Here is a 26,236-nt window from a genome sequence, read left to right as displayed (position 1 = left end):
CACAACTGACATTAATAAACAAACAGATGAAACAGATCATTCACTATAAATTCCTGCTTACCTTTACCTTAACGCTCCTGGTTGTTTCGGGATGCAAGAAAGATTTCCTGGCGGTACAGCCGCCTGATCAGATCAATGGCGAGCTGGTATGGCAGAACCCGGCACTTGCCCAGGCCTTCGTAACAGATATTTACAATGGGCTCAGTCTTGGAGGTTTTCCCGAGCAGATGCTTTCTTCAGTATCGGATGAGTCCCTTTTTACTCACCCTAACAGGGGGATAGACCTGGTGAACGCGAGTACTATTAATCCAACCACGCTGGGATGGGTGGATGACAGCTGGAGCTATAACCTGATGTATAACAGGATCAGGGCTTGTAACATCACCATAGAAATGCTTTCCGGTACGGATAATACGATCAGCAACCAGTCGCTCAAAGATCAGCTGCTCGGCGAAGCACATTTCCTGAGGGCTTATTTTTACCAGCAGCTGCTGAGGTACCACGGAGGTGTTCCCCTGGTTACCAAAAGTTATGCCCTGGATGATGATTTTGCGATCAAACGTTCTACATATGAAGAATGTATTAACCTGATCGTAAAGGATTGCGATGACGCCATTGTCCTGCTTACAGGGAAAACACTGCCCTCGGGGCGGACATCTTCACTGGCTGCCAAAGCACTGAAGTCGCGGGTGCTGTTGTATGCAGCGAGCGACCTGCATGACATCCCGACGGCCAAATCAAAGTCGGCCCTGATCTCCGGGTATGCCAATCCGGAATTGCTGGGTTACCTGACGGGCGACCGTACCGCGCGCTGGAAAGCAGCGCAGGATGCCGCTAAAGCTGTAATTGATGCAGGAACTGGTTATAAGCTGAACCTCAGTGCAAAAGTGAATGCCGATGAAGGGCGTGTAAACTATAAGAGCATCGCTATGGGCGGGGGCAGCAAGGCTCCGGGAATAGATGCCTCAGCTGCTTCGGAGCTCATCCTGGGCAGGTATTTTATTGACCTTAGTGATCTGCGTTACGGCCGGGCGAACGGGCCAAACGGATACCATAATTGGGCAGGCAATACACCCGTCGGCTTATTGGTGGATGATTACGAGATGGCCGATGGAACGGCGTTCAGTTGGACGAACCCTGCACAGAAGTCCGCTCCCTATCAAAACCGTGACCCCCGTTTATACGCCACTGTGTTGTATGATGGAGCAGGCTGGAAACCACGTGATAAAGTATCCGGAAATGTAGACCCTGCCAACCAGATCCAGACCGGAGAGTATGACCTGCTGGAAGGAAGTAACGCAATCACCTTCAAAGGACTGGATACCAGAGGTAGCTCTATCGAAAACTGGAACGGAAGCTGGACAGGTTATTATACGCAGAAATTTATAGATCCGGACCCTAATATTGTAGATGCAAACCAGCCTCAGTTTGTACCCTGGCCATTTTTCAGGTATACCGAGGCCGTACTGAACTATGTAGAAGCAAGTATTGAGCTGAATCAGCTGCCTGATGCCCTGCTTTGGTTAAACCGCGTCCGTTTCCGGGCAGGTATGCCGGCTGTAACATTGAGCTCCCAGACCGCACTGCGCGATTTGTACCGCCATGAACGACGTATAGAAATGGCCTATGAGGAGCAGCGTTACCATGATACCCGCCGTTGGATGATCGCAGCGGAAACATTGGGACGGAAAACTACCTATATCAAGATCACCGGGAAGTTTAAGCCGGGAAAAACAATGTCTGCCCCGTACCATTACGATCCGGCAGTATATGATTACAGCTATACGCCTACCGTTGAAACAGCACAGGAAAACAGGAGATGGGATGATAAGATCTATTTCCGGCCCTTCAGCCGTGACGAAATCAACAGGAATAAAGAACTCCGGCAAAATCCTGGCTACTAAATGTATGATGAGCAGATGCCGATGTTGGTATTGCTGAGCACCAGGGGCCTGTTCCTACGTCTGGCAAAACAAAGGTGATTTAACAGACTATACTTTGTTGGGGCGCTCATGTTGAATTGAAGGCATTTTATCGGTTGACAATTCCATTATTTAATTATATTTAACTTATTATCTGATTAATATAACCAGATACTCTACAAAAAGTTTAATCAAAATTAAGCTATGAACAGAACGGAATTTCTTAAAAACAGCCTGCTTGCTACCGGTACTCTGGTGGCAGGTTCTTCCATCAATGCACTGGCGGTGAAAGCTTCGGAATCTGCCGGTAACGCTATCCTGGCCGGTAAACCTTTTAATCTTGATTATGCGCCCCATGAGGGTACGTTCGCCGGTCATGCCGGTAAGGTTTTTACTGACCAGATCCGGTTTATGCACAACCAGGGTTTCCGTTCCATTGAAGACAATGGATATTTAGCCAGGCCTGTTGCCGAGCAAACCCAGATCGGTAACCTGCTGGAGAAACTTGGGATGAGAATGGGTGTTTTTGTGGTAGACGGCGGCGATAACTGGAAGACCTCCCTTACTACCGGGAAAAAGGAATTTAAAGATCATTTTGTGGATACCTGCAAGCGATCATTAGAAGCGGTCAAACGCTGTGATGCGAAGTGGCTGACGGTAGTTCCCGGATTTAATGAAAGAAAATTGCCATATGGCATTCAAATGGCCAATGTGATGGATGCCATGCGGGCAGGAGCGGAAGTGTTTGAACCACATGGACTGGTGATGGTACTGGAAACGCTGAGTGATACGCCGGAATTGTTCCTTCAGCAAACCCACGAAACCTATAGCCTCTGTAAAGCAGTAAACAGCCCCTCATGTAAAATCCTGTTTGATATCTATCATATGCAGCGTACTGAAGGAAACCTCCTCATCAACATAGACCGTTGCTGGGATGAGATTGCTTATATCCAGATCGGTGATAACCCAGGAAGAAAAGAACCTACTACCGGGGAGATCAATTATAAGAACATATTTAAACACCTGTATGAGAAAGGTTATAAAGGTGTAATGGGGATGGAGCATGGCAATTCTCAAAAAGGTAAGGAAGGAGAGGCCAGGGTGATTCAGGCTTACAGGGAATCAGATAACTTTATCGATTAAAAGTAGATTTAACGTTTATTTTTTGATGGCAGGTTGTTTTCTTTGTGTAAGAAGTAGTCATCTGCCCGGATTAGCGTAATCTTAGAAGTAATTCTTCTAAAAAAGCTTTTTGTTTTTCATTGATCATTATACAGGCATCAGCGTAATTAAACCAATTTCCTTGGTCTATTTCAGGGAAACTTTTCCTTTTGCCTGACCGTGGAGGCCATTCGATTTCAAATGTATTGCTTTGTATGGATGCAGGTTCCAGATCTCCTTCAGCAGCCCAGCAAAGCACCGCTTTACCTCCTTTCTGGCGGATAGGTTCCAGAAGGATGAAATCTCCTGAAGGCCGGTATCCCGTTTCTTCTTCAAATTCCCTCACAGCAGCGGTGAGTGGCTCCTCATCATCCAGAAGTTCTCCTTTTGGGACGGTCCACCACCCTTCATTTTTTTTCGTAAAGAAAGGCCCTCCCGGGTGAACCAGAAAAAATTCAGTTTCATTACCCGGTTTTCTGAATAGAAGAATTCCTGCGCTTTGTTTCATCGTCAAATATAATTTTCTGGCGCTAATTATTTCTGGTAATTATCCAGGGGTAAGAAAGCTTTTTTATTAATTTTTGTTATAGTTTTTTCACTGAAAAATTTATTTAAGCAGATATGAATGAGCGTTATTTTAACTAAAGAGATATAATAAATAGTTTTAATTCAAATAAAAATATATTTGCAATGAAGATCACTTTTAAAATCATTCGTTATTAAAATTGGTAAATATCGAGAAGAAACGTATAGCCGCAATGGGCAAGATACGGGCAGATAAATTTAACCGCAGATTTGTTGACATGCTGAAGGGGAGAATCTTGAGATGTTAAGGTTTCTGCCCGGTAATTACCATGAACTAAACGGGGACAGGAAAAACCAGTAGGCATGTGATTTAGATCAACCATACAGACTGATATTCATTCCTCATAAAAATCTGGTTTTAAAAGATCTTCACGATGGATCTGCCTGTCTGATAGCACAGGGGGGTAGAAGTATTATTTTGATCAGCAGTTAAAGGCCTCGTTTAAAATTTCACTTGCCAAAACAAAAGAACCCTAATCGATTTCGGCATGGCTACGCCAGGGAGACCAAGACGCCACAACTTAAGAAGTAAAACCATACGTTGAAAAAAGTTTTAAAGAAGTAATTCAGGTATTAAAAGAGCTGGTTGTTAAAACCCTGCGGACGTCTTTGAAGAATTACAGCGGATGTGTTTGGCTGCAGGCGTAAAGCTCGTCATCACACAGCGCCTGCCGAAGACTTCAATCAGTGGCTGCACCGCTGGCTGAATTATACCTCTCATTCAGCTGGCTGACGATCTGATCAACCACAATGATTTTTGGTTTACGTTTTTTCATGAGGCAGGGCATATTTTGTTACATGGTAAAAAAGATATATTCCTCGAAAAGACGGTATACGACGACAGCGATGAACAAAATGAAAAGGAAGCGGATGATTTTGCAGCAAAATGTCTTCGTTCATCCAGATTAAACAAGAATCAGTGACGGACTATGCCAGAGGAAATTAACAGGCACTGCAATGGTCTCTTAATATAAAGTTAACGCATTGACAGCAAACATACGGGCTGTTAAATTGTCTTATATCAGTTCATACATTTAAATTATTATGCTAACAAGAGAAGACATCTTCAATTATACTCCAGATTTAAAATATACTACATCCGTTGCTTACTTCTCTATGGAGTTTGCCATTGACCAGGCACTTAAAATATACAGCGGAGGACTTGGGTTCCTCGCCGGGTCTCATTTCAGAAGCGCTTATCAGTTAAAGCAAAACCTGCTTGGGATCGGCATCTTGTGGAAATACGGATACTACGATCAGTCAAGAGACAAAGAAGGGTTGATGACTCCTTCGTTTGTACAAAAAGATTATTTCTTTCTGGAGGATACCTGTATAGTGTTTACCGTTCCCGTACATGATACCCCGGTGTATGTCAAAGCTTACCTGCTGAAGCCGGACACCTTTGGATCAGCACCGCTGTTCCTGCTGAGTACTGATATTCCGGAAAATGATGAGATCTCACGTACCATCACTCACAGGTTATATGACCCGAATGAGGCTACGCGCATTGCGCAGAGTATTATCCTTGGAATTGGCGGTGCCATGCTGCTGGATCTTTTAAAGATGGAACCTGATGTTTATCATATGAACGAGGGACATTCGGTATCACTCAACTTTTATTTGTACGCAAAGTTCAGGAACTTGGAAGAAGTGAAAAAACGTGTGGTCTTTACTACGCACACACCTGAAATGGCCGGGAACGAAGAACACAGTTACCGCCTGCTCAAAGAGATGTCTTTTTTCTATCACCTGCAGGAACATGAGGTCAAATATATCCTGGGCATGGAAGGGGACAATTTCAGCTATACGCTGGCGGCACTTAAGTTCTCAGGCAAGGCCAATGGAGTATCAAAACTGCATGGTGAAGTAGCGAAAGAGATGTGGGGAGGCAATCCAGGGATCTGCGAGATCACATCGATCACCAATGCGCAGAACGGAGCTTACTGGAAAGACCAGGAAATTGCACGGGCTATTCTTGACCGTAACGATCAGGTGATTGTTGATAGAAAGAAAGGATTGAAAAAAATATTGTTTAAAACGGTAGCCGACCAGTGCGGAAAACTGTTTGATGAAAATGTGATCACCATCGTCTGGTCCAGACGTTTTGCCGGTTACAAGCGGGCTGACCTGGTGATGTACGACTGGAACCGGTTTTTAAACCTGATAGGTAATACTCAATTTCCTGTACAATTCATCTGGGCAGGCAAGCCCTACCCTGAAGATCTGGGAGCAAACAGTTTATTTAATGAGATCCTGACGCGTGTGAGGCCGTTTGCTAACTGCGCCGTACTCACGGGTTATGAGCTGGGGCTTTCGGCATTGCTGAAAAAAGGATCGGATGTGTGGCTGAATAACCCTAAAATGTACAGGGAAGCTTCGGGAACCAGTGGAATGACAGCTGCCATGAACGGATGCATCAATCTTTCTCTACCCGACGGCTGGGTACCGGAATTTGCCAAAGATAAAGAGAACTGCTTTCTGATTAGTGCGGCAACCGACAGACAGTCAGATGCCGCAATTGATGCTGCAGAAAATAAAAGTCTGCTGGATACCCTTGAACAGGTGGTGATACCTATGTATTATGAGCACCATGCAGACTGGCTGACAATCCTTAAAAAAGCGGCTGCCAATGTTGAGCCTGCTTTTGAATCGGGTAGAATGGCCGATGAGTACTACCTGAAAATGTACAGGCGTTAACAAACGTTTTATTTATACTTTAGGTAAACTGTATCCATTGTGATAAGGAGCGAGCAAATATTTATCATTGATATGCTGATCTGTAAATTCATGTTTAGCATCATCCCAAGATAATTTTTGTCCGCTTCTGAACGCTAGGTTTCCCATTTGTGCCACAGTAGCCACATGTGCGGCGGCCTGGATGTCACAATTCAGTTCTTTCTTTTTCCTGGATCTTACTACACCGAAGAAATTTTCCATATGCATGTTGATTCCAACATCTGAGACCTTAACAAAAGGCTTGCTGACCTTATTTCCGCTTTGTTTTTCTTCGATCACCTCCCAGCCCTGCCTGTTCAGGATCAGTGTGCCGTTATTACCAATATAGGCAATACCATGATCGCGGTTATAGGAGCCGTTGTCTATTCCCATCGCTGAGTCCCAGACCATGTTAAAGTTTTCAAATTCATAAAGAGTGGTGAGTGTATCGGGCGTTTCTTGATACAGATCCGGGTAGGCAAATCGCCCCCCTAAAGCAGATATTGTTTTAGGTACAGGAGAATTCATCCCTAGAAGGCCATAATCCAATAAGTGTACGCCCCAATCCGTCATTAATCCGCCTGCATAGTCCCAGAACCAACGAAAATTAAAATGATACCTGCTTGCATTGAATGGCCTTTTTTGTGCCGGGCCAAGCCACATGGCATAATCAACCCCGGCAGGAGGTAAGGCGTCAGGTACAATAGGGGCCGGTTTCATCCATCCCTGGTAACACCATACTTTAACGGTTCTGATATTGCCAAGCTGTCCGCTTTTAACAAAATCCACGGCATCCTTGAAGTGCTGCTGGCTGCGCTGCCATTGTCCGGCCTGTACCACTTTATTATATTTCTTCTGGGCGGCTACCATTGTCCTGCACTCAATAATAGAATTCCCGACCGGCTTTTCTACATATACATCTTTACCCGCCTGAAGCGCGTGGATCATCATCAGGGCATGCCAGTGGTCAGGTGTTCCGATGATTACCACATCAATATCTTTATTGTCCAGCAAAGCGCGGTAATCTTTGTATCTTTTGACTTTTGCTGCATCTACATTTAAGGATTTTAATTCGGCCATTCTTGCATCAAGTACATTGGCATCGCTGTCACAAAGTGCTGCCAGATTTACGCCCGCTACCTTTAAGGCAGCTTTCAGATCAGACCAGCCCATGCCTTTGATACCAATTACCCCGATATTGATCTGGTCATTTGCGCCTATAGTTTTGTTAAATAAAGCATAGGCGGGGTTGTCAAGCGCAGCTAAAAGGACGGATGTTCCGAGCGCAGTGGCGGTGCGCCCGATAAAGTTTCTACGGTTCAACATTTGGTTTTCAGGTTCATACTGCAAGTAAAATACAAATTAATCTTTTAACCATTGGCAGTAGTATTGGAATACTATTTAGATTGTTACAAATGTTCGTCGAGATATAACTATACACGGGGAGTTATAGAATTTATAGAAATATAAGACTGAAAGATTACAAGAATAGCATCAATTTTATTTGCATAGCATATAACAATCGGTATATTTGCCTTATGAAATTTGTTCCAAGATCAGAAACCACGAGAAATCTTATTATTGAAGCTACTGCAGAGCTGTTTAATAAAAAGGGTTATGCAGGTACTTCTATTGCAGATATGGAAAAGGCTACCAAGCTGACTAAGGGTAGCATCTATGGCAATTTTGAAAACAAAGAGCAGGTTGCGCTTGCGGCGTTTGATTATAACCTGGAGGCAATCCGTAAAAAGATCAGAACTGTTGTGGATGCTGCCCCCAGCTATAAAGGCAAGATCCTTGCGTATCTTGACGCGTACAACAATGGGCATGTAGTAAATAGCGGCGGCTGTCCCTTACAAAATACGGCAGTAGAGGCAGATGATACGCATGAAGAGCTGAGAAAAAGGGCTGCTGATGGCTTACTGGCATTTAAGGGAAGCATTGTGGAGCTGATTAATAAGGGTATAGGAGCGAGGGAGTTTAGGGAGGATGTGAACGCAGAAATAGCTGCACTTACGTTTGTTGCTTTAGTAGAAGGTGCTATCTTGATCAGCCGCGCAACCAAAGACCGGTCTGCTTTGAAAACTATACTGGAATCCGCAAGGAAAAATATCGAAGAGATCTGTATCAGGTAATATTTTTTTTATCCGTATATATACTAATTGTTATATCATTGAATTGGCAAATGACAATGACAAGGCTTTTAATATGAACTTAAATATACTGATCGTTATTTGGGAGATGTCGCATGCAGTGACTAATTACACACAACTTATAAATAATTCATGAGCCCCTTAAAAAGACAAATATTGATCGTTACCGTAATTGCCGCTGCCGTTATGGAATTGATTGATACCTCGATTGTAAACGTTGCATTAAATTATATGAGCGGTAATCTCGGTGCTACCCTCGAAGACATATCCTGGGTAATTACGATGAACACCTATACCCGGTATTTTCAGCAAAAGGGCATTAGTTTGCTTGATGCAAAAATCAGGGCACTGAAGTTGATTGATGTAATCGTGGTAAAGCAATCTGCACTATTGAGCTACGAAGACGCATTTTTCCTGGTGGGAATCTTTTTTGTGATCACCCTGCCATTGTTATTGTTTGTGGTGGGGCAGGCAAAAAGGAAAGGGGGAAACGTAATCATTTCTGACCATTAAGGTTTATAATGCTGCTACGGTTTGTTCCCATCCGCTGTCTTTCAGGAAAGCCTGGTAATCCTGTATGTTCAGCATCTCTTTAATCGCCTTGTTTTTGTCGGCCGCCCGGTCATAATAAGCCTTGCAGATCTGATAACCTACCCAGTATCCCTGGTCTGCGGGGTTGTCTGGACTGGAGCGCTGTGAGTTTGCCAGCCAATTATTATACCGGTTGTAATACATATCGGCCGTAAATTTAGTCCATATGGCCTTTTGTTTACCGGATGCCCATTGATGCAGCTTAATGTTTGCGTTAACGCCACTTATTTTCTCACCTATGAAATCAGCCATGCCTTCTGTTATGGCATAACTTAGGGTTGTGGTGTCTTGTTTCATGCCCTGCTGCTGAAAATGTATAAGCTCATGAGGAACCAGGCCTGGAAACAATTCTTTACTGACCAGCATTCTTTTTATTTTAGGGTTCAATTCTTCTTTAGGAACACTTTGATCATCACAGAATTGGTTGATGCCTATCAGCAGCCCATGATCTGATACCGTACCCGCACTGGTGAAAGCTCCTATGATAAAATAGATATCAGGAAACTGAGCCCCGGGATATATTGATTTCAGCTGATCAAATGACTTTACCAGATTAGTTTTTGTTCTTGAGGGGGCGTAGGTATTTTCCCTGATAGCCTTATAAAATTCGGGCAGTGCTCTCACATGGTAGATAAAAGCATCGATGTTCCTTACCTTCATGCCCATATAGTCCTCCATGCCGGCACTTGCCTTGTCGAAATAATAAGTTTTGAAGATGGATTTAAAATGGGCGGTGTCTGCGATGGCTTTATCATATGCCGTCCAGAAATTATCAATATCCGAGACAATTATACCGGCTTTTTCAGGATCTGCATTTATCTTTCTCTTGCTTTCTTTTATACTTGCAACAGTTTCAGCCCAGCGCTTGTCGCTGCGGATGGCATGAAGGTCAATGTCTTCCATCACATTCTTTTTATTGTTATAGCCGGCGGCAATAGATTTTATGAGATAAAAAAAGGCAGAATCCTTTTGATCCAATAGGCTGTAACAGCAGGCGGCCTGGTAGTACAACCTGTTTTTCTTAATTTTAAAATCGGCATGTCCGGCTAGGTCAATAAATCCTTTTACGGCCTGTTTATAGTTTTTATTTCGGTATAAGCTATCTGTTTTTCGATCGGTATTTGCCGGTTCAGGGCCTTTTTGTGCCATAACGCAACGAGTTGTACAGGCTAGAGAAAGCAGTAATAAAGTTTTGGATATCATTTTGTTGTCAAGCTTGATTTTATTTAGCAGATGAACAATAATACAATATAAAATTTAGTATTTTTATATGGAATTGATAAATGGGTATTTGGGTATCTATTTTAAGATCAATTACAAATTACTATTTGGTATGACATTTCTAAGACAATCAATGTGATTGAGTTGTTATAACTATTACATTAGCTATACATAATTTAGATTTTATGCCATCCAGAACCCTCATTACACTTTCACTATTAATATTTACAGTTGTATTGATGAGTGCATTTATGCCCCAGGCGCCAAATAAGGCCAATAACTTGAAGATACTTCCCAAAGATATCAGTCATGAAGAATTGGATAAGATCATGGACGGATTTAAGGTAGCTCTTGGAGTAAAGTGCAGTTTCTGCCATTCCGCAGATAAAGACGACCCTAAACATATGGACTTTGCCAGTGATACCAAACTTGAAAAAGAAATGGCCAGGGATATGATGCGCATGACCATTAATATCAATAAGAAATACTTTCATATTAAGGATGCTGGTGATACCAAAGCAGTTCTTGCTGTAAGCTGTTTTACCTGCCATAACGGAAACGCACATCCCGATAACAAATAGGTACGAAGAAAATTACTGATCATCTAGGTGTGACGAAAAGTAAATCGGCACTTTTGCACAGTGAGAACCGCATGTCTTTACATATTGATCGTTGTACATTTATCTACAAATAATACCCTGGCAGAGCTGTTGAAGATGCCCTTTTCAGGTGAGCATTCATAGCACATCAGGAGCGTAACCCGCGTATCAGTAATGCAATTCCTGTCCATGCACTACTGGTGTAAGGATATCAATGATAAGGACGGGAAAGAAGACATGAAACTTCCTTTCAAGAAACTGCAGTTACACTCGCAGCACCTGTTATTCCAAACCCCGGTAAGATCTTTTCAGCATCAGAAGGATATCCGTTATATGAACCCCATGGTAATTCACCGGGAGGGCTTCATCAGGAATCTCTATCTGGTAAAGCTCTATCGTCTTCCTCAATTGATGTTTTCTAAATCTTCTTAGTATACTCAATTGCCCACGGCCCGTTCATTAGGCGGGGCGAGCTTTATCCCTCAACATTCGTTAGTATCTGATCGGGGCAGCAGCCTGGATCACCTGGCTTGCCATTTATTTTATTCAGACACCTCATGCGCTTCCAAATATCTATACGCTGGGCGTTTTAGTGGTGGTGGTTGTAGTCAAAGAATCAGTGTTCCGCTATGTGATGAAGGTTGGGAAGCGGCTAAACAGCAAGGCTGTAAAAGCCGATGCCTATCATCACAGGAGATCATGGACGGTGCTCCGGCTGACGAACTGATCGCAGCGATAACGGCAATAGCTTCGGTCCATACAGAAGTGAAATGGGTGGAGAAGTGTTTTTTACGAAAAATAGAGCTGCAGTATTATGTGGACATACACATTGAAGTTGACGGAACGATTATGTATTTGACGCGCATCAGGTTAAAGCTGAGCTTCTGCAGTCAAATCTGAATATCAAGGACATTCTCATACATGTTGAGCCCTTTTTAAAATAAAATTATGAGGGAAAAGATTGGATCTTGTTCAGGATGATCAGCGGCGACAGGAAAGATTAATGTGGCGGGCAATAGCGTTTATTTAAGTTAATGCCGTTATTTAAAGCTACCTTGATAAAATATTGGCAATCCGCCAGTATTTTACCGGTATCCCAATTGGAAAAGATATTTAATGCGCTCATTGATAGTTTTATTGATAACAAAGTAGGCATAGCTGAAAATTTTTTAAATGAGGCATTAGCTGCGCATTTAAAAGAAAACCTAACCGGTTTATTTCATGAAAAGATGATGCGTTCTGCAGGAACAGGGAATGATACTCTGGTTGTGCATAATAAACTGGTGAGGAGCGATATGATCTACTGGCTGGACCGCAGCAATAACAACCCCTATGAAAATGATTTTTTTGACCTGATGGATAGCTTTGTCAGCTATTTAAACAGCAGCTGTTATACAGGAATTACCGGATATGAGTTTCATTATTCGCTTTACGAGAAAGGTAGTTTTTACAAAAAACATCTTGACCAGTTCGGGAATAATCTGAGCAGGCAGTATTCCATGATCATGTATTTAAATTCCGACTGGCAGGAAGATGACGGAGGTGAGTTACGGATTCATCATCCGGACCACCTGCAAAATATTGCCCCGGTTAACGGAAAGAGCGTCTTTTTCAAAAGCAGCGAACTGGAACACGAAGTGATGCTCACCAACAGACCGAGGATGAGCATCACAGGGTGGCTGAAGATCAACTGACCTGAAACAGAACATACAAGGAGACCAGCCGGGCTACCAATCATTTGCCTGGCAAAACTACATTTTCATTGAGCAGTTCAGCAATATAACTGGCACTGAGCTGGTAAGCATCATACTTTTTCAATTCATCGCTCAACTGGCTGACATGGCTTTTATAGGTATAATTTGACAGAATTTCCTGTACAGCATCCCTTATGGCTTCTGATGCAGGAATTTCAACATTGAGGTTAATGCCGCAATTGAAATATGCCACGCGGGTACCTACTTCATTTTTGCCACCATGGATTCCGGATGTTATGATCGGAAGTTTATGTGTAATGCTTAATAATGTTGTCATGTAACCTCCGTTGGTGATACATAATGAGGCATAGGGCATGACCTCGTCAAATGGGATATAACTTTCTATGATCAGATTGCTGGACTTGTACTTCTCCCTGAGTGCCAGTGTCCCATTTCCACCTGTAGTAACAATTACCAGTGTATCGGTGTCTTTTAAGGCTTCCAGCGTTGGCTCCAGGATATTTTTCAGGTCGCTTTCGGCCGTTCCCTGTGTAACCAGTACGGTCTTGTCGTATTTTAAAACTCGCTCATCAAACCAGGTTCTGTTCTCTTTCTTGTTTGAATAAGGCATCATTGTTCCTACAAACCTGATATTATCTCCAAGATCACTCCGTTTGTATTCAAAACCTGGTACGCCGATCTGGAGATACAGATCTGATTGTCTGATCAGGAGGTCAAATAGGATTGCACGTTCAATTTCAATATCGTTTTCCCTAAGGATGGCCTCGTAGACGTCTATTGAACGTTTGAATAATACAGTTGAAACAAAGTCGCGCAGCCTTGCGTATTCAGCATGCTGGCTGGCCGTGGCAGCAGGTGTCAGCGCCATTCCATATGAAGCCAGGTCTACAGAATCTGTAGCCAGCGGAACCATACCTACCGATACCACAGGGATATTCATTTTAGCTTTTACAAACGGAATTGCCGAGAACATGCTGTCACAGATCATCAGGTCAAACGGGAAGGTACCATAAATCGTTTTGATGTCTGCATAGTATTCGGATGAACGTTTTGCAAAGATATTAATCAGGTCAAAGTTAAGTTTTTCAGGCTGGTCAGTTATATATTCTCTTTCAGGAAAGATATATTCCAGATTGATAGGGTTGATATCCAGCGCCTTTGTGAAAATGTAAAGCGGAATTGATAGTCTTTTCAATTTCTCTTCAAATATCCTGGAGGTATACCAGCGTACATCACAGCCGGCTTCCTTTAAATATTTTGCTAAACCTGTAAGCGGATTAATGTGTCCGTCGCTGGGTACAGTAGCAAATAAAATCTTTTTTCCATACAGGGCTTCATTCATAATTGTTAGATTAATGCAACTTAATTGAGGTGTCTTGTTCTAATTATTAAATAATAATTAACTTAACAAAGTTGAAAATCTGGTAAAGAAATACATATCCCCAAATAAGGTGCTTTGCTAACTCGGAAACATAACACTTTGAGGGATATCAGCTGGATTTAGCCGATGTGTGTTTGCTAAGGTGTTGATAGTAAGTGTAGTAAAACAGCAAGAGCGAATATCGATTCAAATAAGACAAATATATATTAAGATGAAAACAACTATTGGAATTACAGAAGAAAACAGGGCGGCTGTCAGCGGTCAGCTTGCTAAACTACTGGCAGATGAATTTGTATTATACACTAAAACCCTGAATGCACACTGGAACGTTGAAGGCAAGGATTTTCACAGTATGCATGTCTTTTTAGAAGAGCAGTATAACCAGTTACAGGAGCTTTCAGATAGCATTGCTGAACGGATCAGGTCGCTCGGACATTATGCTCCTGCTACATTAAAAAGCTTTCTGGAGCTTACGCATCTGACGGAATACAGTGAGCGGAAAAATGACAGCATTGGTTTCATCACTGAGTTGCTGGAAGACCATAATATTATCATCGAATTTATCAGGGGTAACATTACACCCTTTGCCGAAGATTTTAAAGATGCCGGAACCAGCGATTTTATTACCGGATTAATGGAAGGGCATGAGAAAATGGCCTGGATGTTACGTGCGCATTTAAAATAATACTGCTGAGCTGACCCTCAGGACAGGTGTCCGGTTCATTTAGAATTCCCTATGCGGGCAAGCTAACCGGTACAGGGAATTCATCTATGACCATTTGTAAATAAAGGCTAAAGGCATGTAGCATATTTGTAATGACAGGCGTTTAGCCCGTTATTACCGTTCATACCAGCTTATCATTATTACTACCTGATTATTCCATGAAAGAAAAACTTAGCCTGATACTGCTCACTTTAATCACATTATTATCAAGTTGTATACAAGATAAGCATACATCTTCTCTTGAAGGAGAGTGGGAGCTGAGGACTGAAATTGACAGACAAACCAGCGCGACGACAAATTATTTGCCCGGAAATGGTACAATTTTGAAATTTACCGGGACAGATTATGAAATATATTCCCATGAAAAATTTGTGAAAAGTGGGAAATATACAGTAGAAGGCTGTAAAACCATTTATAGAAAAGACTCCGCTGAAAGAATTGTGTATGACGACCAACTGGATTCCTTGTCTTTCAATAGTTGTTTTAAGATCGACGGTAACAATCTAAGCATTTATGTGGGCGCCGGCAACAGGCCTTCAGTTATCTATACCAGGATAAAATCTTAATTACCATCCTTATATTTCTTATTTCTTCACAGGCTGAAGAAATACGCTGGCAAATAATGTAATAACTCTTGCATTAATTAAAATTTATTTTTTCTTAAAAATAATTGCATACCCTGTGCAACAATCCGCAATGTCAACCGTCATATGTACTATCCGGTCATATACCGGTTTAATACCTAACTATTATTTACTGCAACTCATCAATTCACGTGAAGAAAATTTTACTGTTCGTTTTATGTCTTTCTACCTATTTGTGTACTGCACAAACCAAAGATTCATTCACCCTCAAAGGGGTCGTGCTCGACTCTGCAAAAAATGAGCCCCTAGAATATGTGACCCTTAGTTTGCAGTACGCTGCAACGGGCGAACAGTTGAAGACCACCCTGACAAAAGAAGATGGCTCATTTGAACTGGCTGTAAGCAAACCCGGTGCATATAAGTTAGTGCTGGCATCAATCGGTTATAAAACTAAAACCATTCAGCCCGTACAGGCCATCACAAATGTGCATAAGGTACTTTTGGTGTCTACCTCCAATCAGCTGACTGAAGTTGCTGTAACAGCTACCAGACCGGTGATTAAACAGGAAGTTGACCGCATCAGTTACGATGTACAGAGTGATGCGGAGAGTAAAGTCCTCACCGTGCTGGACATGCTGCGCAAGGTTCCGATGGTTTCTGTAGACGCAACTGACAACATAAAACTCAAGGGAACCGGAAATTATAAGATACTGATCAATGGGAAGGAATCTTCTCTGATCGCCAAAAACCCTTCAGACGTATTTAAATCTATGCCGGCGAGCAATATCCTCAAGATAGAAGTCATTACTACGCCGCCTGCAAAGTACGATGCGGAAGGACTCTCCGGTATCATTAACATCATTACAAAAAAGAATATCGACCAGGGCTACAGCGGTGGTGTAAATGCCCGGTACAATACTGTAAATGGCCCGGGCATCAACCTAAACGGAACTGTAAAACAGGGAAAATTTGGTGTAAACGGATATGTGGGAAGATACAGCCAGGGTAAACGCAGTACCGCCTATGGCAGCTCAAATGAGATCACCAATCCCGTAAGGTCAAGTTTGCTGCAGAACGGAACTAATATTGAAGACTGGAACAACATCTATGGAAATGCGGAAATCAGCTATGAGATCGACACGCTTAATCTGCTGACAGGTAACTTCCAGGGATACAATAATAAAAACACCAATGAAACTGATCTTTTTTCTATGGATTACAACGGGGACAATTCCCTTTACAGATCGTATAACCTGCTCAATAATGCCGTGGGCACGAACAAAGGGAATGACGTTGGGCTTAACTATCAGCTCAGTTTCAAAGATAAAAAAGACCAGATTCTGACAGCCTCCTATAAATACAGCGTGTCCACAAACCGGCAGGATAACGATGCCAATTACCTTCAGGACCAGAATTTCAGGTATCCGGGCGCAATAGCCAGCAATTACAGGCAGTTTAACCGTTCCGGGACTAACTCCCATACGGTGCAGCTGGACTATGTGCATCCCATTAAGGCGTTAACAATAGAGGCAGGCACAAAAGGCATCCTGCGCCATAATTACAGTGACTTTGAGAATTACAACCAGAATGCCGCTTCGAACGAATATATGCTGGACCCCTCACAATCCAATCATCTGAATTACGACCAGAACGTCTTCAGCGTGTACAATACCTATCAACTAAAGCTTAAAAGCTGGGTAATGAAAACCGGGCTGCGTGTAGAGCGTACTACAGTTGACGCAAATTTCGAAGGCATTCCATTGGATCAGCGTTATACAAATTTTGTTCCCTCAGTCTCTGTACAGCGTAAAATTGACAGTACCAATAATATCACCTTTGGTTTTACCGATCGTTTACAGCGGCCGGGTGTATGGCAGTTAAATCCATTTATTGACAGGTCGAACCCTAAATATATCAATACCGGAAATCCCGAATTAAGGCCCGTAACCAGCCATACTTTTGAGTTGAATTACAGTAATTTCAAAAAGGGATCTATAAATATCGGCTTAAACTATGCTTTTGCGAATAACACGGTGGAGAGCGTGGTTAACGTAAGTCCTGATACGGTTACGACCACCACGTATGCAAACGTGGGGAAAAACAGGAAACTGGGGACTGACATTAATGCTAATATTCCGCTTACAAAAAAGCTAAATGTGAACTTGAATCTAGAAATTTTAAGAGTTTGGCTGTCTGGTACTTATGACGGTGAATTTTACAACCAGAAAGGTTACCAGGGACATGCTTTTAGCTATACCAGCTATAAGTTTGAGAAAGGTTATACCGCAGGTGTCAATATTGGATATGACAGCCGTTATGTGATGCTGCAGGGGCGTGACAATGAGTTCTTTTTCTACTCGGGCAGCGTATCCAAAGAATTTCTGGATAAAAAGGCCAGCATTTCACTCAGTGCCAATATGCCCTTCAGAAAGTATAAAAGAATTGATTTTTATAATGAAACACCAGACTTTAGTCAAAGCAGCTACAGGGATATTTATTCAAGAAGGTTTAACCTCAGTTTCAACTACAAATTCGGCAGGCTGAAAGGGGAGATCAAAAAGAATAGCAGGGGAATAAATAATGATGATGTGAGCGCTGGAGGACGTCAATAACAGACATTAGGCCATGATCGTTTAAAAATAGCAGGAAACTGTAGTAAATATTAATAAAAATATTTATTTTGATCACCTAACTGTGTTTTGTTTACCAGCTCAGTTAAACTGATAACTATTATTTTGAACTGCTGAACAAGATGGATGAAGAGAATGATTTGGAGTTTGTGAATATCTTAAAAGATCAATTTCTGGAATATAAGCAGCTCAATGAGTTTTTTATGCTCTCGGGTGACTTGCTTTGTATTGCAGGCTTTGATGGCTATTTTAAGAAGATTAACCCTGCAGTTTCAAAATTATTGGGTTATACAGAGCAGGAATTGTTCGCAAAACCAATTAACGAATTTGTATATTCTGACGATAAAACTGTAACTACAGCTTCCAGAAAGCAGGTATACACCGGAAAGGCATTACGTAATTTTGAAAACCGGTATGTAACAAAAGACGGCGGAATCGTATGGCTTTCCTGGACATCCATGCCTTTACCGGACCAGCAACTGGTTCTCGCCATCGCAAAAAATGTTACCGAAAAAAAATTGCAGGAAGAGGAAAGGAACATTTTCATCGATAACCTGACCAAAATTAACCAGGATCTTAAGCAATTCACGCGAATGACTTCACATGATATGAGGTCGCCGGTAAGTAATCTGCTTGCTATATTTAATCTCCTGGATCTTTCAAAGATCGCTGATAATGATACGGTAGAACTTGTAAAGTTATTGAAAACGACCAGTGAACGCCTGCATGAAACGATGAATAACTTTGTTGACGTAATGATCAAAGGTGATAAATTGAACGTTCCTATCGAAAAATTGAATTTTGAATTTTCGCTTGATACGGTTAAAAGTTCGGTCAGCTCTCTGATTAAGGATTCAGGGGCTGCAATAACGGAGGATTTCTCTGCCTGTAAGGACATATTTTTTAATAAAATATACCTGGAGAGTATTCTTCTGAATTTAATTACCAATGCTATTAAATATGCACGGCCTGGTCAGGTACCCCTGATTAGTATATACACCAGGATTGCAGATGAAACAGAACAGTTGATCATCTCTGATAATGGAATTGGTTTCGACCTGGAAGAAGTGAAGGATAAGATCTTTGGCTTGTACCAGGTATTTCATGACCGCCCGGATAGTAAGGGAATTGGGCTGCATCTGGTATATACCCATGTGACGGCCCTTGGAGGAATGATCAGTGTGGAGAGTAAGGTGAATGAAGGCACTATATTTACAATTTCATTTAAAAGATAGGGTCTCTGATGACGGGTGTAAAAGGCAGATCATGATGACCTGCCTTTTTTTATTGATCAATATGCAGCCCGCTGCTAAGATTGGATAAATGCCAGCAGATCTGCATTGATGGTTGCAGCTTCCGTAGTTGGCATACCATGCGGAAAGCCAGGATATGAAATCAGTTTTCCATTTTTTAATAGTTTAACAGCTTTTGCTCCTGAAATAGGGAAGGGAACTACCTGGTCATCTTCACCATGCAGCACCAGTACAGGAATGTTTACACTTTTCAGATCTGCTGTAAAATCCGTTTCTGAAAATGCTTTGATACCGTCATAATGTGCTTTGATTCCACCCATCATTCCCTGGCGCCACCAGTTGTCCCTGATACCCTGTGATATTTTTGCTCCATCACGGTTATATCCGTAAAACGGAAGCGTGAAATCTAGGAAAAACTGGGGTCTTTGAGTTGCCGTATTCAGCCGTATTTCATCCAGAACAGCTATCGGAACACCGTCCGGATTACTATCGCTCTGTACCATAATCGGTGTAACCGCACTGATCAGTACCGCCTTGGCAACACGGTCTTTACCGTATTTTGCCGCATAGCGGATTACTTCTCCACCGCCTGTAGAATGACCAATATGTATTGCATCTCTCAGGTCAAGCGCTGCGGTAAGTTCGGCTACGTCAGCAGCATAAGTATCCATATCATGCCCTGTTGAACCCTGGGTGGATCTGCCATGGCCTCTGCGGTCATGCGCTATCACACGATATCCTTTTTCCACGAAAAACATCATTTGCGCGTCCCAGTCGTCGCTTGACAGGGGCCAGCCATGATGAAACACTATAGGCTGTCCTGTGCCCCAATCTTTGTAATAAATTTCGGTACCGTCTTTTACTGTAATTTTCATGTTCTTGCCAGTTATATCAGTTATAGTTGAAAAATTGATTAATGATTAAACAAAATGCTGCATTTGACCGTATCAAATGTGCTTGCTATAAATATGCCAATAGTTAAGAGTTTAAAATTCAATTATTTAATAATATATATCTGTCTTACGATATGTCGTTTATTTAAAATTACAGTTTCTGCTCGGTCAGGCCCTGAACCGACTACTATAAAAATAGGCACTAATAAATTGAAATTGCCGAAATTGGGGAAATTATTGCTCACCATATAACAGATATTCATTTTTACCTTTACGATATAATATTAATCAATTTGATTGCTTTACGGGCTGTAAAACCAGTTTAAAATCTATTTGTGTAGTACATATTTTGCCTTTATATTCCAAATTAATTGTCCGAACGGGGTGCTATACAACTGAGAGTGATAATATGATCAAAAAAAAGATATATTAAAATAAAAATTATTATTACTTTAGAATTGCGGTTGTATAACTAAATATATATATATCTGCGAACTATTTTTTATTGAAAAGACATTTATTTATCTGAATATGGCAGATTCAACAACCGCCCTTCCAGCTATCAAACGAGTAGTGTGGATAGATTACGCGAAATTTATTGGAATAGTACTTGTTATCTGTGCCCATCAAACATTAAATGATGGCTGGTTCGATTTTATATCTGCCTTTGATATCCCTTTATTCTTTTTTCTGTCCGGGTATTTATTCTCTTTCAAAAAATTTGACGGTTATAAAAAGTTCCTGCATGCTAGGGTACGGCAGCTGCTGATACCGTATTTCTTATTGAACTTTGTCACCTATGCAATATGGTTGTTTTTCTTCAGATATTTTGATCATACCTTCAACACAAGTTCTCATTTTTACAAACCTTTTGTCGGAATATTCTATGGAAACGGATTTGACGACTGGCTGATTCACTGTATTCCCTCCTGGTTCATTATCTGTCTCTTCACTTTAGAGAACATTTACTTCCTGGTATTCCGGAAGCTGAAAGGAGCCTACAAATACATAGCCTTAGGCGGATTTTTGGTGCTGTGCTGGGTTGATCATACTTATGATCATCACAGGTGGCCATGGGGATTAAATGTAGCCATCATCGGGCTGATCTTCTACGGGACGGCAAACCTTTTTAAAGAAAAGATCAGTACAATTACACAGTTATCCTTACTGAAATTGTTTGTCATCTGCGTATGCTCATTCGCCGTGTTATTATATGTATCATCCATCAACCACTCCGATATGAATGAAAATGCTTATCAGAGCTTAAAGCTGTTTTTCATCGGCGCATTTGCGGGAATTGCATTTGCTTTAACCTTAAGCCGTATTTTAGACCTCCTGCTGGGGCATGTGAAATTGTTCCAGTATATCGCACTCAATACGCTGTTCATCATGGCGTTTCACCTGATGGTAATGAGTACTGCTACCAAAATTGTTCTGGCAGCCTTTAATATCACCCTTGAAGAGTCTATGACCAATGCTTATATCGGTGCCATCGTTGTGCCGATGACGGTATTGTTCCTCTTACCCCTGATCTACCTTTGTAATCAATATTTTCCCTATTTGGTCGGAAAACCTGGCAGGGCGGAAAAAGTCATTAAGGCGCAGGAGCCGGTCATTATTCAACCGAAATCATCTGATGTGGCTTATGACGTAAAATGACATCAATAACACATGTTTTAATTTTGCCGATAATAAATTGGAATAAGCGCTATAATTAGTGATAATTAGTCATGATAATGTCATTATACATAATCAATCAAAGGATCATCTAAAGTAAATTACTTCTTATTGTATGTTTGTGATTTAAAATCATTCTAAATAGACATGCAGAAAAATTACAGAAGTTATTTTATCACTATCATAGCCATATTTATGAGTATGATGTCCTTTGCGCAAAACAAATCGGGTACTATTACCGGGACAGTTCGTACTTCCGATGGAATTTCAGCAGATGCTGTTGAAATTTCGATTAAAGGGATAGCAAATACGACAGTAGATCGCAAAGGAAATTATACATTGAAGAATGTTCCGGCAGGGCAGTATACCGTTACTGCGAGATTGATAGGCTTAAAGCCCACATCATCCGACGTGAACGTTATTGCCGGCAGTACCGTAATGGTTGACCTTACGCTGGAGGCTTCGAATCAGCAATTGCAGGAGGTAGAGATCAGTCATGGCAAGAAGAACAAATATTTTGCCAGGGAAAGCGACTTTGTTTCCAAAATGCCGCTGAAGAACCTGGAGAATCCTCAGGTTTACTCAGTAATCACAAAAGAATTGCTGGCCGATCAGGTGGTAACCAACTTTGATGATGCATTGAAAAATGCACCTGGTCTTGACAAATTATGGTCAGCATCAGGAAGGGCAGGTGATGGAGCGGGTTATTTCACCCTGAGGGGCTTTGCTGTTCAGCCGAAACTTGTAAACGGCTTGCCTGGTTTAACCAATGGAAGTCTTGATGTGTCTAATGTTGAGCGTATTGAGGTGCTTAAAGGACCATCAGGAACCTTATTCGGTAGTAGCCTGGTTTCTTATGGCGGTTTGATTAACACCGTGACAAAACAGCCTTTTGATCAAACAGCTGTGGAAACAAATTACACGGCAGGCAGTTACGGACTGAACCGTGTTACCGTGGATCTAAACACTCCATTGGATGCGGAACATAAAGTGCTGTTCAGGCTGAATGCCGCTTATCATGACGAGAACAGTTTTCAGGATGCAGGTTTCAGGAAATCGAGATTTTTTGCGCCTTCATTGTCCTATCAATTGAATGACAGGGTTTCCTTCCTCTTTAATGCGCAGTTTTTATCATCCGAAGGAACCAACCCGACCCAACTGTTCTTTAACAGGAGTCTTCCGCTGAAATCAACGAATTTAGCTGCGCTGGGTTACAATAACAGAAGGTCGTACACAACGAACGAACTGAGCATAAAGAACCCGGTAACTACCCTTCAGGCACAAATGAATTATAAAATTTCAGACCAGTGGCGCTCGCAGACTATCGTTTCCCGCGGGACAGCAAAATCTGATGGTTATTACAGCTATCTGTTTGAAGGTGAGGCAACTGTTCCCGGTCCGGGTGATACCCGTGTGGGGGTATCCGGAAATGGTATTTTTGACAGATGGATCACCGATCAGAACTCAACTACAGAGACTACTGATATCCAGCAGAACTTTGTTGGCGACTTTAACATTGGCGGTATCCGTAACCGTATAGTGGCAGGTTTGGATTATTATAATTCTACCTCAATCAACAACAGTTCTAACTATGCGCACGTTGGTTCAGTAAATCCATTGGTGGATGCAGCGGAAAATCTTTCAAAACAAAGAATAGATACAGCGATAGCCGCTGCAGGTTATGGTGGAAGCACAAGAACCACGCAGGAAGTTTACAGCGCCTATGTTTCCGATGTAATTAACATTACCCCGGCATTCTCGGCGATGGCAAGTTTACGTGCTGACCGTTTTCAGAATGGTGGTTTAAGCACTCCGCAGGCATCAAAGTTTGGCCAAACTGCTTTTTCCCCAAAATTTGGATTGGTTTATCAGGTGATTAAAGATCAGCTGTCTGTATTTGGTAACTACATGAACGGATTTACAAATGTAGCACCTGTTAACCAGCAGATTAATGGAGCGAATGTGATCACCATATTTGATCCCGAACATGCTAACCAGACAGAGGGTGGCATTAAAGCCGACCTGTTTGACGGTAAATTATCAGGTTCATTGAGTTATTACGATATTAAGGTTTCCAATATTGTGCTCATTACAGGCCCTAACACGTCCTCACAAGGTGGCGAACAGTACAGCAAAGGTTTTGAAGCGCAGATTACGGCCAACCCGGTTGACGGATTGAACATCATTGCCGGTTATACTAAAAATAAAAGTAAATTGACCAATGCCGATCCAAGTACTGAGGGTAGAAGGCCACTGGGTGCTGGTCCTGAAGACCTGGCTAACTTATGGATAGGTTACAAAATCGCCACAGGATCTGTGAAAGGATTGGGCTTTGGTTTCGGTGGTAATTATTCCGGCAAAAACATGATTGTAAATGATGCTACGGTAGGTGTGTTCACCTTGCCATCATACACGATCCTGAATGCTGCGGCCTCTTACGGAACCGGTCAGTTCACCTTTGGACTGAAAGTGGATAACTTAACTGATAAAGAATATTATAAAGGATGGTCTACGCTTGAGCCAATGCGGCCACGTACCTTCGCTGGAAGTGTTACTTTCAGGTTTTAAAAGGAAAGCTATCTGTTTGAAGGGCTGCATGATCGAAAGATATGCAGCCTTTTAAGCAGAAGGATTAACCGGTATTACAATGGCTAATTTTTATAGTTCTGCCAATCTGCTAAATGTTGTTTCATAAATCTCGTAATATAATACACCATTAGTGCTGCGCTCTTCACCCTTCAGAAAAGTATCATCTCGGTTGCAGTTAACTTTTTGATTTCCCAAATTTCTATTGTGCCAGAAGCCGTATTGCTGAGCGTAAGTGCGGATCCGTTTTCAGTTCTGTAGCTGTCGATTATCACTTTAGGTTCCGTAATAATAGTATTTGGTACTACTTTAAATGCCAAAGGCTCTTTAAAATTGACAGACTTTATTTTGAGCTGGTAAGTACCTTCAGGAATTACCGGAATGATCCCGGCATACTGATCCTGATTTGTTTTAAACATCGGCATCGTTGTTCCATTCAGATTCACATGAACAGAATCATTTAAAGTTACAGCAGCATCAAAAGTTAATACCAGCGTTTGAACGGGAGTGAGATCAGATGAATTGATGGTAAAATTATTTGCCGGTGCAGTTACTACATCAGAGTCGATTTTTTTTGTCTTTTTTACAGGTAAGAGATAGTAGAAAGAATAACGGAAGGAGGCTGAGATAAATAAATTTTGAGCGAAAATTCATGATTTTCTTTCAAAATTATTTAATAAAACTTCCTCGATCAATACCTACAGATAAGGATTTCTTGTTGGTAATTGATCAGGAAAAGGGTGGATTCGGAAATCGTATAGAGAGTGTTTATTTGACAGGATATACAATAATTTTTGATTCTGTTTTTAGGCCGTCAGAAGTTACTGCAGAAATAACTGCCGTCCCAACAGTTAATGCAATAATATCGCCAGTGGGGCTAACGTTTAAAACCGCACTGTCACTTGACCGCCATCTATAGGCAGGTACAGCTGATTTTGCGGGATTGTGATCAATTATAAGAGTAAACTCATCTCCAACAATGACTGACATCCCATCGATTTTGAATTTAATTGAGCTAACCTTCTGTCCATTTACTGCTTCGTCCTTTGAGCAGCCTAAAAAAAATAAAGGTAAAATAAATAATAAGAGGCAATTTTTCATAAATGGTTTTTTATACAAAATAAAAACATTTCTTTATACTTCAAATTTTATTATAGGTATTTTTAAATAAAATAAGATTTAAGAACAGAGAACACGATTATAAATAATCTTTTCTGATAATAATACCAATCAACAGGTAGCTTAAAATATCATCTATGTCAGAAAGGAATTGTACATAAAAAATTGTCTGAATTTCTTGTCATATTTGCAAAAACTATAGTAACCATTGGTGCCATTGGACGCTTTAAATGACGCGTTATCGGGACTTTTTGATGGGCCTGGGGTCAATCTTAAAGCATACCAGTTAAATCGGTCGGTTTGCTTAGGATCCAGGCTATCCGCAACGATGCGACTGTTGGTATCGATCAGTGCTGTGATCCCTTCCCAGCCCCAATGTTCACAGGTGACTTAGGATCATAGGATGAGCCGTCAGCGGAAGACCTTTTACCATGATGAATTACTTCTGCCAGGCCGTTTAAAAACGGACGGGCCTCATTGAAAGATGCTGACCGGGTCACAGCATAATCATGAGAAAGAATAAAAATTCATTACAGAAAGATATTGTAATTCCGTTAACACACCGTGCCCGAAAGTAAAAACCCGTCGCTAAAAATATAATAATTATTTGTAAGGTTAAGCAGTTAATTAAGTGATATATTAGTGCAACGCTTAATCTAAATTGTTTTAGGCGTTATAATACCGCATACAGACCTCCTCATTATATCAATAAATAATATAAAAGTTT

General features: G+C 41.5%; 24 protein-coding genes. 17 read left to right on the top strand and 7 right to left on the bottom strand.

The genetic code is table 11. The features are described from left to right. Positions 1 to 26 precede the first annotated feature (26 nt). Positions 27 to 1,904 carry a RagB/SusD family nutrient uptake outer membrane protein gene (locus BLW16_RS20200; protein ID WP_090559750.1) on the top strand — a complete coding sequence of 626 codons (1,878 nt, stop codon included), beginning with the start codon at positions 27 to 29 and terminating at the stop codon, positions 1,902 to 1,904. A 222-nt stretch (positions 1,905 to 2,126) separates the two neighbouring features. Beyond that, positions 2,127 to 3,065 (top strand): hydroxypyruvate isomerase family protein, encoded by a 939-nt coding sequence (locus BLW16_RS20195; RefSeq protein WP_090559694.1) that lies wholly within the window; start codon positions 2,127 to 2,129, stop codon positions 3,063 to 3,065. A 70-nt stretch (positions 3,066 to 3,135) separates the two neighbouring features. Here the strand turns inward: BLW16_RS20195 and BLW16_RS20190 are convergent, their stop codons facing one another. Then, positions 3,136 to 3,591, bottom strand: a complete 456-nt coding sequence (locus BLW16_RS20190) for an NUDIX hydrolase (protein WP_090559693.1) — start codon at positions 3,589 to 3,591, stop codon at positions 3,136 to 3,138. 868 nt (positions 3,592 to 4,459) lie between these two features. Between BLW16_RS20190 and BLW16_RS24100 the strand changes: the two genes are divergently transcribed. Together BLW16_RS24100 and glgP are read left to right on the top strand one after the other, a co-directional pair. Further along, positions 4,460 to 4,591, top strand: coding sequence for a hypothetical protein (locus tag BLW16_RS24100; RefSeq protein WP_394332041.1), 132 nt, complete (start codon positions 4,460 to 4,462; stop codon positions 4,589 to 4,591). Between the two features lie 121 nt (positions 4,592 to 4,712). Then, positions 4,713 to 6,365, top strand: a complete 1,653-nt coding sequence (glgP, locus tag BLW16_RS20180; protein ID WP_090559691.1) for an alpha-glucan family phosphorylase — start codon at positions 4,713 to 4,715, stop codon at positions 6,363 to 6,365. A gap of 12 nt (positions 6,366 to 6,377) precedes the next feature. Here glgP and BLW16_RS20175 read toward each other — a convergent pair whose 3' ends face one another. After that, the gene (locus BLW16_RS20175) at positions 6,378 to 7,709 is read right to left on the bottom strand and encodes a Gfo/Idh/MocA family protein (protein ID WP_090559690.1); all 1,332 of its coding nucleotides are present in this window, start codon (positions 7,707 to 7,709) and stop codon (positions 6,378 to 6,380) included. A gap of 212 nt (positions 7,710 to 7,921) precedes the next feature. On the opposite strand from BLW16_RS20175, the gene BLW16_RS20170 reads away from it, so the two are divergent. Then, the gene (locus BLW16_RS20170; RefSeq protein WP_090559689.1) at positions 7,922 to 8,518 is read left to right on the top strand and encodes a TetR/AcrR family transcriptional regulator; all 597 of its coding nucleotides are present in this window, start codon (positions 7,922 to 7,924) and stop codon (positions 8,516 to 8,518) included. 150 nt (positions 8,519 to 8,668) lie between these two features. Beyond that, positions 8,669 to 9,049, top strand: a complete 381-nt coding sequence (locus tag BLW16_RS23345; RefSeq protein WP_090559688.1) for a hypothetical protein — start codon at positions 8,669 to 8,671, stop codon at positions 9,047 to 9,049. Between the two features lie 3 nt (positions 9,050 to 9,052). On the opposite strand, the gene BLW16_RS20160 is transcribed toward BLW16_RS23345, so the two are convergent. Then, positions 9,053 to 10,276 carry a gliding motility protein GldB-related protein gene (locus tag BLW16_RS20160; RefSeq protein ID WP_175470656.1) on the bottom strand — a complete coding sequence of 408 codons (1,224 nt, stop codon included), beginning with the start codon at positions 10,274 to 10,276 and terminating at the stop codon, positions 9,053 to 9,055. A 257-nt stretch (positions 10,277 to 10,533) separates the two neighbouring features. Here BLW16_RS20160 and BLW16_RS20155 point away from each other — a divergent pair, with 257 nt between their 5' ends. The 5 genes from BLW16_RS20155 to BLW16_RS20140 all read left to right on the top strand — a co-directional run bounded on the left by BLW16_RS20155 (position 10,534) and on the right by BLW16_RS20140 (position 12,641). Further along, positions 10,534 to 10,929, top strand: a complete 396-nt coding sequence (locus BLW16_RS20155) for a c-type cytochrome (protein ID WP_090559686.1) — start codon at positions 10,534 to 10,536, stop codon at positions 10,927 to 10,929. A gap of 192 nt (positions 10,930 to 11,121) precedes the next feature. Continuing rightward, entirely contained in the window at positions 11,122 to 11,379 is a 258-nt protein-coding gene (locus tag BLW16_RS20150) for a hypothetical protein (protein ID WP_090559685.1), read from the top strand. A gap of 67 nt (positions 11,380 to 11,446) precedes the next feature. Then, entirely contained in the window at positions 11,447 to 11,674 is a 228-nt protein-coding gene (locus tag BLW16_RS24095; protein WP_090559684.1) for a cation diffusion facilitator family transporter, read from the top strand. Next, a complete protein-coding gene (locus BLW16_RS23080) occupies positions 11,647 to 11,847 on the top strand; it encodes a cation transporter dimerization domain-containing protein (RefSeq protein WP_139298368.1) in 201 nt (66 codons plus the stop codon). Before BLW16_RS24095 ends, BLW16_RS23080 begins: the two co-directional genes overlap by 28 nt. A 200-nt stretch (positions 11,848 to 12,047) precedes the next feature. Further along, on the top strand, positions 12,048 to 12,641 hold the full coding sequence (locus BLW16_RS20140) for a 2OG-Fe(II) oxygenase (RefSeq protein WP_245735399.1): 594 nt from the start codon (positions 12,048 to 12,050) through the stop codon (positions 12,639 to 12,641). 40 nt (positions 12,642 to 12,681) lie between these two features. On the opposite strand, the gene BLW16_RS20135 is transcribed toward BLW16_RS20140, so the two are convergent. Next, positions 12,682 to 14,004 carry a glycosyltransferase gene (locus BLW16_RS20135; RefSeq protein WP_090559682.1) on the bottom strand — a complete coding sequence of 441 codons (1,323 nt, stop codon included), beginning with the start codon at positions 14,002 to 14,004 and terminating at the stop codon, positions 12,682 to 12,684. Between the two features lie 250 nt (positions 14,005 to 14,254). Between BLW16_RS20135 and BLW16_RS20130 the strand changes: the two genes are divergently transcribed. The 4 genes from BLW16_RS20130 to BLW16_RS20115 all read left to right on the top strand — a co-directional run bounded on the left by BLW16_RS20130 (position 14,255) and on the right by BLW16_RS20115 (position 19,216). Then, entirely contained in the window at positions 14,255 to 14,728 is a 474-nt protein-coding gene (locus BLW16_RS20130; RefSeq protein ID WP_090559681.1) for a Dps family protein, read from the top strand. A 197-nt stretch (positions 14,729 to 14,925) separates the two neighbouring features. After that, the gene (locus tag BLW16_RS20125; RefSeq protein ID WP_090559680.1) at positions 14,926 to 15,333 is read left to right on the top strand and encodes a hypothetical protein; all 408 of its coding nucleotides are present in this window, start codon (positions 14,926 to 14,928) and stop codon (positions 15,331 to 15,333) included. Between the two features lie 209 nt (positions 15,334 to 15,542). Next, positions 15,543 to 17,963: an outer membrane beta-barrel family protein gene (locus BLW16_RS20120; RefSeq protein ID WP_090559679.1), complete on the top strand. Its 2,421-nt coding sequence runs from the start codon at positions 15,543 to 15,545 to the stop codon at positions 17,961 to 17,963. A 140-nt stretch (positions 17,964 to 18,103) separates the two neighbouring features. Beyond that, a complete protein-coding gene (locus tag BLW16_RS20115; protein ID WP_090559678.1) occupies positions 18,104 to 19,216 on the top strand; it encodes a PAS domain-containing sensor histidine kinase in 1,113 nt (370 codons plus the stop codon). A 74-nt stretch (positions 19,217 to 19,290) separates the two neighbouring features. Here the strand turns inward: BLW16_RS20115 and BLW16_RS20110 are convergent, their stop codons facing one another. Beyond that, a complete protein-coding gene (locus BLW16_RS20110) occupies positions 19,291 to 20,109 on the bottom strand; it encodes an alpha/beta fold hydrolase (protein WP_090559677.1) in 819 nt (272 codons plus the stop codon). Positions 20,110 to 20,658: 549 nt separating this feature from the next. On the opposite strand from BLW16_RS20110, the gene BLW16_RS20105 reads away from it, so the two are divergent. Then, the gene (locus BLW16_RS20105) at positions 20,659 to 21,786 is read left to right on the top strand and encodes an acyltransferase family protein (RefSeq protein ID WP_090559676.1); all 1,128 of its coding nucleotides are present in this window, start codon (positions 20,659 to 20,661) and stop codon (positions 21,784 to 21,786) included. 165 nt (positions 21,787 to 21,951) lie between these two features. Next, the gene (locus BLW16_RS20100; RefSeq protein WP_090559675.1) at positions 21,952 to 24,372 is read left to right on the top strand and encodes a TonB-dependent receptor; all 2,421 of its coding nucleotides are present in this window, start codon (positions 21,952 to 21,954) and stop codon (positions 24,370 to 24,372) included. A gap of 170 nt (positions 24,373 to 24,542) precedes the next feature. On the opposite strand, the gene BLW16_RS20095 is transcribed toward BLW16_RS20100, so the two are convergent. Together BLW16_RS20095 and BLW16_RS20090 are read right to left on the bottom strand one after the other, a co-directional pair. Continuing rightward, entirely contained in the window at positions 24,543 to 24,809 is a 267-nt protein-coding gene (locus BLW16_RS20095) for a hypothetical protein (protein WP_139298367.1), read from the bottom strand. Between the two features lie 349 nt (positions 24,810 to 25,158). Further along, a complete protein-coding gene (locus tag BLW16_RS20090; protein ID WP_090559673.1) occupies positions 25,159 to 25,491 on the bottom strand; it encodes an Ig-like domain-containing protein in 333 nt (110 codons plus the stop codon). Between the last annotated feature and the right edge of the window lie 745 nt (positions 25,492 to 26,236).

It is taken from the genome of Pedobacter hartonius (assembly GCF_900107535.1).
In the GTDB taxonomy this organism is placed as follows: Bacteria; Bacteroidota; Bacteroidia; order Sphingobacteriales; family Sphingobacteriaceae; genus Pedobacter; species Pedobacter hartonius.
The sequence above is the reverse complement of the archived record's forward strand: the minus strand, read 5'-3'. Positions and strand labels throughout refer to the sequence as shown.